The following is a 6219-nucleotide window of genomic DNA, read 5'->3' as shown; positions in this document are numbered from 1 at the left end:
AAGCCCTTCGAGCCGAGGGTGGTCCGGGACAAGATTCTGGAGGTGCTCAAGGTCCGCTGACGCGGGTTGGGCCGGTGTGAGGGCCGCCTATGGGTCGGGGTGAGGGCTGCCGTCGGCCCCCTCTCCCTTCCAGGGAGAGGCTCGCCTACGGGATGGGGTGAGGGTCGAGTATGGGAGCGTGAAAGCGGCGGGGATAGGAACCGAGCTAAGCGAGCTATGCCCCTGGCAAATCCCCGCCCTACGTTTAGGAGAGGTGCGCCTATGGGCCGGGGTGAGGGCTGCCGTCGGCCCCCTCTCCCTTCCAGGGAGAGGGATGGGGTGAGGGTCGAGTATGGGAGCGTGAAAGCGGCGGGGATAGGAATCCCCGCCCTACGTTTAGGAGAGGTGCGCCTCCGGGCCGGGGTGAGGGTTGTCTATCCCCTCCCCCCTCTGGGGGGAGGGCTAGGGAGAGGGGTAAAGCGGCGGGGATTAAAATCCCCGCCCTACATTAGGTGTCACCGAACGGGTGTGAATACCCACGCAAACGAATAACGCCCCCCGCCTACAGCTCCTCGATCAGGACGTTGTCGAAGGCGATGCCGGGGTTGCGGAAGGCCATCAGCGCGATTTCTCCCGTGTGGCAGTAGCTGTAGCCCTCTCCGCCGTCCCACTCCAGCACCAGGTTGCCCCGGTGGCCGGAGTAGACGCGGACGAGGTTGCCCGTGACCTCGATGATGACGCGGAAGGTCTCCCCGGGGATGTAGCCCACATCGTCTTTACGTTTGAGGACGGTGTACTCGAGCCCGCCGCGGTGGTCCAGCCGCCAGAAGGGGCCGCCGTAAGCCTCGTCGTTGGTGATGAAGACCCGGTAGTACTCCAGCCGCTGGTTGGCGTCCACCGTGGTCCGGCAGTAAATAGCCAGTCCCCCGGTGACGGCCGGGGTGACGTCCACGGTGAGGCGGTAGTCTCCCCAGTTCTCGTCGCCGGCCAATACGACCGTCCCCTCCTGGTAGTACCAGTCGGGGTCGTTGTAGCCGCCCCAGGTGTCGTTGGCCTCCACGAGCTCCCCATCCTGGACGTACCAGAGCCCGGGCGGCGAGTCGTCGTGCAGGAGCAGGTCGAACTGCGTCCAGCCGTCGGGGAAGCTGCCGTCGGAGTGGCCGGAGAAATCGTCGGAGAAGAGGACGCCCTCGGGTTCGGTGCCCGTGTTGCAGGCCAGGAGCGCAAGGACGGGCAGCAGCCGGAGTAGAGCGCTTTTTTTCATCGCTTCCCCGTTTTTTTAATGGCGGTGCCTGGGGGAACGTTCGTTCTTCGCGGGCGTATACTGTCAACGACCGCGAAAGGCATTATAGCTCGGGAGGCGTTTTGCGGCAACCTCGCTCCTGTGCATTCCTGTATACAGATGTGACCGTTGACACAGTGCACAAAACTGCACGATTTGGAGTCGTTTCGGGGGACGCGCCGCGGGGTTCTTGGCCGATACCGACTGGTAATCAACGACCTGCGGATCATCACCCCGCCCGGCGACCCCGTGGCACGGTAGTTGCTTTAATAAGTCAAACGGCTTAGAGCCATTTTGGGAGGAAACCCAGAGCATGAAGTACGCCGACACAGAGGATTCCAGCCTACGGGCCTACCTTGATCAGGCCGGGAAGCACAGGGTACTCAATCGGCAGGAGCTCGTGGACCTCATAGATGAGACCGAGGAGAGGGGAGAAAGCACCCGGGACGAGATTATCCGCAACAACCTGCGCCTCGTCATCTCCATCGCGAAGCGTTACTGCGACCGCGGACTTCCCATGCAGGACCTCATCCAGGAGGGCAACATCGGCCTGATCCGCGCGGCCGAGGGTTTCGACCCCACCATGGGCACCTGCTTTTCCACCTACGCCACCTGGTGGATCCGCCAGGCCGTCGAGCGGGCCATCGTAAACAAGCGCCGCACCGTGCGCATCCCCTTCGACAAGGACCGGCAGATAAAGCGCATCCTGCGCGCCAAGGAGGAGCTCCAATCCGAGAACGGCGAGGAGCCCGACGCCATCGCCATCGCCGCCAAGGCCCGCATGTCCCGGAAGCGGGTCGAGGAGCTTATGAACCTGGCCTCCGGCGCCCTCTCCCTCGACGGCGCCTACGGCAACTACTCCAACCCCATGATGGAGACCCTCTCCGACGACGAGCTCCTGGCCCCCGGGGACCTCTGGCACGAGTACCTGTTGAAGAACTCCCTCAAGAAGGCCCTGGGCGAGCTGACCGAGCGCGAGCGCCGCGTACTCCTCATCCGCTACGGCTTCGTGGACGGCGAGCGGCATTCCTTGGCCGACACCGGCGACCAGCTCGGCTTCTCCACGGAGACCATCCGCCAGGTGGAGCTCTCGGCCCTGCGCAAGCTCCGCAAGCAGCACTCGGAGCTGGTCAACCTCTTGAACTGAGGCCGGATTATCAACTTGGGGCCCTTCGGGGCCCTTTTTTGGTGAGCGATGCCTTTCGACCCCTGGGGCGGATGGGCCGGGGTGAGGTGTGCAGCGGTCCCCTCTCCCTTCTAGGGAGAGGGCTAGGGTGAGGGTCGAGGGTGGGAGCGTAAAAGCGGCAGGGATAGGAATCCCCGCCCTACATATCGAATACCTCAATTCCCCGTAGGGGCGACCGTCCACGGTCGCCCGTTGTATTTGGTATTTTAACCGCGGGCGGGTGTGGACACCCGCCCCTACGTCAACCGTCGCCGGTTAGAAGCCCGCCTTGATGGCCCCCCAGGATGTCTCGGTCACGTTCGAACCGTAATCGAAAGTGTGCCAGTCCTTAAAATCGTCGAAAAACTCCAAATACATCGTACGCTCATAGGATCCAGATCCGTATAGGCCGAGTGACGCGGACTCGCCGGCCCCCACCGGGTGGAACCAGGTGTCGAAATCAACGCCTACCTCATTGGCGCCGCTTAACGCAACCCAGGGCGTAATGGTCTCGGCCTCGTACTGCCAGCCGGAGTGCGCGGCGGAGTCGCACTGCCAGTTCAGGCTGTACATGTCCCCGGTGCGGTGGTCGGAATCCGTCTCCCACCCGCCGGGAAGGCCGTGCCTATCCTGGTACCAGCCTCCGTTCTCGAATTCCTCGATGCCGTAACCTCCGCCCTGCAGGGGCAGGACGCTCTCCCCGTCCGCCATGAGCTGCACGTTGTCTATGGCCCACCAGCCTTGGCTGTCCGCGTCGGCCGTATACTTGTAGGATAGGCAGTTCATGTTGGCGTGGAACAGCATCCAGTCTATACCGATGGACTGGTGACCGGTGACGTCGTCGGACGCATCCCAGGTGAAGATAGTCGTGTAGTCGCCTTCACCCCAACTTACGCCGGTTATTGCGATGGAATACACGCGAAAGCCCCGGTCCACCCCGCTCCCGTCGGAGACCCACTCGAACTTTATTCCCAAGTCCCTCACACCGTAGTAGCCGTCGAGCATTAAATCTAGGCTGCACACGTCTTCGCTGTTCTCGAAGGTGTGAACCAAATTGTAGTAGTAGTGATCCTCGCCGGCGAGCCAGAGCTGGCAGTAGTCGCCGTCGTCGGCCGCATCCTGCATGTAAACGATGTTCATCCTAACGCCGTCGTAGCCAGCCAGGTTGATAGCTGTCCCCGTGTAATACAAGGTGGTGTCGTCGTTGCAGCCGTAACAGTTCTGACCCACGCGGTCGCAACGGACCTCGCCCTGCCGGAAAAGGTTCCACTGGGCGTTGTACTCCGAAGACGTCTCGGGCCCGATGGATACGGCGTTGCCCGCCAGGCACGCCGAGACGGCCAGGATAACCCCAACTACAATGGTTTTCATCCCTGTACCTCCCTAAAAAACCGAGCAACCACCTACGGGCTACTCGAATTATTCCATGTAGATGTTGTAGTTGTAAAAATAATGGGGATTATTACTGTCCCAGTAGAATTGGGTACTGGATCCACTGTAGGTCTGGAACCATGCGTCGCAGGCATACCAGCCCGAGTCCAAATTGCCTAAAGGGAGTTCGTAATGGCCGGATTGTGAGGCGGTTGTCTCTTCGATGTAATCGGTGAAGGGGGACGTGTACATGTGCCGAAGCCCGACGGTGGCGGTATGCCCATATCCCCCAAGGTAAACCGTGCCGGAAACCGTATAAGTGTCCCGATCCGCTAAGGGGTTGTCAGCCCCCGTGGACAGGCTGTCCGAGCAGGCGGTCAAGGCGGCGAAAAGGATTACTACCACCGCCCCCCCGAGTATCAACGACTTGCGCATTTTTCCCCCTACGTTTGGAGTTTTTCGAAGCTAAGTTTATTATAGTCCAAATCTGGGGGGTTGGCAAGGGCCGTGGAGAAAAAAGCGGTGGGGCGTAAAATCCCCGCCCTACATTCATTCGCCGTCGTGGGCTCGTAAGGGCCGGCCGGGAACGGGTCCGCTCGCTCCTGCCCGACCCCCCGGCCGGCGCGTGAAAAAAAGCCCCCGATGGGGCTTTGCGTCCAAGTCGTCCTCTCCCCGGCTCAGATGCCCTCCGTCGCCTCGGGGTTCTCTACCTCGTAGGACTCCCAGGCCTGCTTCAAAACCAGCTCGGTGGCGTAGATGGGCGCCCCGAACCGCAGCGCCATGGCCGCGGCGTCCGACGGTCGGCAGTCAACCGCCAGCACCTCCCCGTCCCGGACCAGCTCCAGCCGCGCGTAGTACGCCCCCTCCAGGAGCTGGGTGATGATCGCCCGCTTCAGGTCCGCGCCCAGGGTGAGTATCACCCGCACCAGCAGGTCGTGGGTCTGGGGCCGGTCGAAGCTGAAATTCTCCAGGGCCGCGGCGATGGCGGTGGCCTCCGCCGGGCCGATGCCCATCACGATCATCCGCTCCCCGTCCACTTCTTTCATTACCAGGCTCGTCGAGCCGGTCGTCGTGTCCAGAAGGACGTCGGTGACCTCCATCTCCCGCAGATCCTCCTCGGCGTAATCCTGGGCCAGGGCGGGGAAGACGAACGTCGCCAGGGCGAGCGCGAGGATGAACCGCATCTCTCCTCCACCAGCTTGAAGCTGGACACGTAGTCGCGATGTGGCTTTTTTATACATCGTTGAGTTGGCGCCGCGTGCCCTGCTCTGTGCCGATTCCAGTACATCATCATACCGCTTTTGCGCGCCCGACGCCAGGGGCCGGGCGTGTACCGGGCGGGGGCCGGATGTGGTAGGATAAAGGGTCGGGAAAATCCGGGAGGCGTGCGATGAAGAGGATGGCCGCGCTGCTGTTCGTGTTCGTTCTGGTCGCGCTCCCCGCCTGCTCTGGCGAGGAGGGACCGGGCGGGTCGGACCTGACGGTCGGCGACGCCGGGACCGAGGGCGCCGATGCGCCGCCGGCGGTCCTGGGCGGGTCGGTGGCCCAGCGGGTCACCTCCGACGGGGTGACGGTGACGCTGGAGTTTTTGAATGTGGAGGGCTCGCCTCCGCGCGGGGGGGTGGTGCTGATCCACATGCTGGGCCGCACAAGGGGCTCGACGTGGTGGCCCTGGACCTGCGCGGCCACGGCCAGTCGGCCCTCGGCGGCCTCGACTATAAGAACTTCGAGACCGAGGAATGGCTCGGCTGCGCGAAGGACATCCGGGCGGCCCTGGACTACCTCGCGGAGCAGGTTTCCGGCAAGTATTTCCTTATCGGGGCCAGCATCGGCGCCAACCTGGCCCTCATCGAGGCCGCCGGGGACGATCGGGTGACCGGCGTGATCATGCTCAGCCCGGGCTCGGACTTCCACGGGGTGCGGCCCGGGGAGTACGCGACGGATTACGGCGAGCGCCCGGCCCTCCTCGTCGCGGCCGTGGACGACGACTACTCGGCCCGGAGCGTCAGCACGCTGGGCGGGCTGCTATCCGACCCCGAGCTTAAAATCTACCCCTCCGGCGGTCACGGGACGTACCTGTTCGTCTCCCGGCCCGAGGTGCGCGCGTTAATCGCCGACTGGCTGGAGAAGCGGCTCTCCGAATAACCGTTGATTTCCCGACTGACAGTCCTCTACCGCTGCCCGGCCTGCGGCCGCCCGGGTCACGGCGACCTCTTCGGGGGCGCCCTGGTCTGCCGGCACTGCGGGGCCGCCTACGCCCACTACATCGAGGGCGCGCCGACCTTCGCGGTGGTCGGGGGCCTGAACTCCGGCGAGGCCATGCTGGCCGTCCGCAAGCGGCTGCGGGGCGGAGGTCACCGCGGCCGACTCAAGCTGGAGGCCACCGAGAGGCTCCTCGTCCCCTGGCGCCTGGACTACGCCG

7 protein-coding genes are annotated in these 6219 nt (G+C 63.7%); 3 read left to right on the top strand and 4 right to left on the bottom strand.

From position 1 onward, the window contains the following. Positions 1–541: 541 nt before the first annotated feature. Positions 542–1243: a DUF1080 domain-containing protein gene (locus tag NTW26_09625; GenBank protein ID MCX7022512.1), complete on the bottom strand. Its 702-nt coding sequence runs from the start codon at positions 1241–1243 to the stop codon at positions 542–544. Between the two features lie 331 nt (positions 1244–1574). Between NTW26_09625 and NTW26_09620 the strand changes: the two genes are divergently transcribed. Further along, positions 1575–2408 (top strand): sigma-70 family RNA polymerase sigma factor, encoded by an 834-nt coding sequence (locus NTW26_09620; protein MCX7022511.1) that lies wholly within the window; start codon positions 1575–1577, stop codon positions 2406–2408. 294 nt (positions 2409–2702) lie between these two features. Here NTW26_09620 and NTW26_09615 read toward each other — a convergent pair whose 3' ends face one another. The 3 genes from NTW26_09615 to NTW26_09605 form a co-directional block, all read right to left on the bottom strand. Continuing rightward, positions 2703–3797: a hypothetical protein gene (locus NTW26_09615; protein MCX7022510.1), complete on the bottom strand. Its 1095-nt coding sequence runs from the start codon at positions 3795–3797 to the stop codon at positions 2703–2705. Between the two features lie 48 nt (positions 3798–3845). Continuing rightward, positions 3846–4232, bottom strand: a complete 387-nt coding sequence (locus NTW26_09610) for a hypothetical protein (GenBank protein MCX7022509.1) — start codon at positions 4230–4232, stop codon at positions 3846–3848. A 242-nt stretch (positions 4233–4474) separates the two neighbouring features. After that, complete coding sequence (locus tag NTW26_09605) at positions 4475–4981, bottom strand: DUF151 domain-containing protein (protein ID MCX7022508.1); 507 nt, start codon at positions 4979–4981, stop codon at positions 4475–4477. Between the two features lie 259 nt (positions 4982–5240). Between NTW26_09605 and NTW26_09600 the strand changes: the two genes are divergently transcribed. Together NTW26_09600 and NTW26_09595 are read left to right on the top strand one after the other, a co-directional pair. Next, positions 5241–5942: an alpha/beta fold hydrolase gene (locus NTW26_09600; GenBank protein ID MCX7022507.1), complete on the top strand. Its 702-nt coding sequence runs from the start codon at positions 5241–5243 to the stop codon at positions 5940–5942. Between the two features lie 3 nt (positions 5943–5945). Then, positions 5946–6219: hypothetical protein (locus NTW26_09595; protein MCX7022506.1), on the top strand; the 274-nt coding region annotated here is incomplete at its 3' end.

The organism is bacterium (assembly GCA_026398675.1).
Classification (GTDB): Bacteria; RBG-13-66-14; RBG-13-66-14; order RBG-13-66-14; family RBG-13-66-14; genus RBG-13-66-14.
Note: the sequence above shows the minus strand (reverse complement) of the source record. Positions and strands in the feature narration are given on the sequence as shown.